Source organism: Lysinibacillus irui (genome assembly GCF_028877475.1).
Taxonomy (GTDB): domain Bacteria; phylum Bacillota; class Bacilli; order Bacillales_A; family Planococcaceae; genus Lysinibacillus; species Lysinibacillus irui.
This window is the reverse complement of the sequence record NZ_CP113527.1, coordinates 112,501-115,000: the sequence shown is the minus strand read 5'-3', so window position 1 is coordinate 115,000 and position 2,500 is coordinate 112,501. Positions and strand designations below refer to the sequence as shown.

4 tRNA genes and 2 rRNA genes (2 of these 6 running past the window's edge) are annotated in these 2,500 nt (G+C 51.7%); all 6 read right to left on the bottom strand.

Annotated features, from left to right (window positions below):
• Window positions 1-46, bottom strand: a tRNA-Leu gene (locus OU989_RS00575) (it extends 39 nt beyond the left edge of the window).
• Between the two features lie 17 nt (window positions 47-63).
• A tRNA-Lys gene (locus OU989_RS00570) sits at window positions 64-139 on the bottom strand.
• Between the two features lie 7 nt (window positions 140-146).
• Window positions 147-222 (bottom strand) — tRNA-Thr (locus OU989_RS00565).
• Window positions 223-225: 3 nt separating this feature from the next.
• Window positions 226-301, bottom strand: a tRNA-Val gene (locus tag OU989_RS00560).
• A gap of 10 nt (window positions 302-311) precedes the next feature.
• A 5S ribosomal RNA gene (rrf, locus tag OU989_RS00555) occupies window positions 312-427 on the bottom strand.
• 114 nt (window positions 428-541) lie between these two features.
• Window positions 542-2,500 (bottom strand): 23S ribosomal RNA (locus tag OU989_RS00550) (it continues 969 nt past the right edge of the window).

Here is a 2,500-nt window from a genome sequence, read left to right as displayed (position 1 = left end):
CGCTAGATCCTAAGTCTAGTGCGTCTGCCAATTCCGCCACACCCGCTTATTATTATTTCAAAATGGTGAGCCATGAAGGACTCGAACCTTCGACCCTCTGATTAAAAGTCAGATGCTCTACCAACTGAGCTAATGGCTCGAAAAAATGGTGCCGGCTATAGGAATCGAACCCACGACCTACTGATTACAAGTCAGTTGCTCTACCTGCTGAGCTAAACCGGCATATGGTGGAGGATGACGGGCTCGAACCGCCGACCCCCTGCTTGTAAGGCAGGTGCTCTCCCAGCTGAGCTAATCCTCCTGGGTATTATGCCTAGCGACGTCCTACTCTCGCAGGGGGAAGCCCCCAACTACCATCGGCGCTAAAGAGCTTAACTTCCGTGTTCGGTATGGGAACGGGTGTGACCTCTTTGCCATCATCACTAGACTTTTTAAAAGACAAGATTTATTATAACATATTTCGTTATAAATACAAGCTTTTTTTAAAACTTTCTTGTTCTTTCAAAACTGGATAAACGGCGCATTGACTGCTTCAAACAATTTGGTTAAGTCCTCGATCGATTAGTATTCGTCAGCTCCATGTGTCACCACACTTCCACCTCGAACCTATCTACCTCATCGTCTTTGAGGGATCTTACTTACTTGCGTAATGGGAAATCTCATCTTGAGGGGGGCTTCATGCTTAGATGCTTTCAGCACTTATCCCGTCCACACATAGCTACCCAGCGATGCCTTTGGCAAGACAACTGGTACACCAGCGGTGTGTCCATCCCGGTCCTCTCGTACTAAGGACAGCTCCTCTCAAATTTCCTACGCCCACGACGGATAGGGACCGAACTGTCTCACGACGTTCTGAACCCAGCTCGCGTACCGCTTTAATGGGCGAACAGCCCAACCCTTGGGACCGACTACAGCCCCAGGATGCGATGAGCCGACATCGAGGTGCCAAACCTCCCCGTCGATGTGGACTCTTGGGGGAGATAAGCCTGTTATCCCCGGGGTAGCTTTTATCCGTTGAGCGATGGCCCTTCCATGCGGAACCACCGGATCACTAAGCCCGTCTTTCGACCCTGCTCGACTTGTAGGTCTCGCAGTCAAGCTCCCTTGTGCCTTTACACTCTACGAATGATTTCCAACCATTCTGAGGGAACCTTTGGGCGCCTCCGTTACCTTTTAGGAGGCGACCGCCCCAGTCAAACTGTCCGCCTGACACTGTCTCCTGCCCCGCTAAGGGGCATGGGTTAGAATTTCAATACAACCAGGGTAGTATCCCACCGACGCCTCCTTCGAAGCTGGCGCTCCGAGATCTCTGGCTCCTACCTATCCTGTACAAGTTGTACCAAAATTCAATATCAGGCTACAGTAAAGCTCCACGGGGTCTTTCCGTCCTGTCGCGGGTAACCTGCATCTTCACAGGTACTATAATTTCACCGAGTCTCTCGTTGAGACAGTGCCCAGATCGTTACGCCTTTCGTGCGGGTCGGAACTTACCCGACAAGGAATTTCGCTACCTTAGGACCGTTATAGTTACGGCCGCCGTTTACTGGGGCTTCAATTCGCAGCTTCGCTTGCGCTAACCACTCCTCTTAACCTTCCAGCACCGGGCAGGCGTCAGCCCCTATACGTCACCTTACGGTTTTGCAGAGACCTGTGTTTTTGCTAAACAGTCGCCTGGGCCTATTCACTGCGGCTCTCATGCGCTTGCACGCTCAAGAGCACCCCTTCTCCCGAAGTTACGGGGTCATTTTGCCGAGTTCCTTAACGAGAGTTCTCTCGCACACCTTAGGATTCTCTCCTCGACTACCTGTGTCGGTTTGCGGTACGGGCACCTCTCACCTCGATAGAGGCTTTTCTTGGCAGTGTGAAATCAGGAACTTCGTCCATACGGACTCGCCATCACAGCTCAACGTTACAGTGTGCGGATTTGCCTACACACACGCCTTACTGCTTGGACGCGCATAACCAACAGCGCGCTTACCCTATCCTACTGCGTCCCCCCATTTCTCAAACGGTGAGGAGGTGGTACAGGAATATCAACCTGTTGTCCATCGCCTACGCCTGTCGGCCTCGGCTTAGGTCCCGACTAACCCTGAGCGGACGAGCCTTCCTCAGGAAACCTTAGTCATACGGTGGACGGGATTCTCACCCGTCTTTCGCTACTCATACCGGCATTCTCACTTCTAAGCGCTCCACCAGTCCTTCCGGTCTGACTTCAACGCACTTAGAACGCTCTCCTACCACTGACATCGTAGATGTCAATCCACAGCTTCGGTGAATCGTTTAGCCCCGATACATTTTCGGCGCAGCGTCACTCGACCAGTGAGCTATTACGCACTCTTTAAATGATGGCTGCTTCTAAGCCAACATCCTGGTTGTCTGTGCAACGCCACATCCTTTTCCACTTAACGATTACTTTGGGACCTTAGCTGGTGGTCTGGGCTGTTTCCCTTTTGACTACGGATCTTATCACTCGCAGTCTGACTCCCGTGTATAAATATCT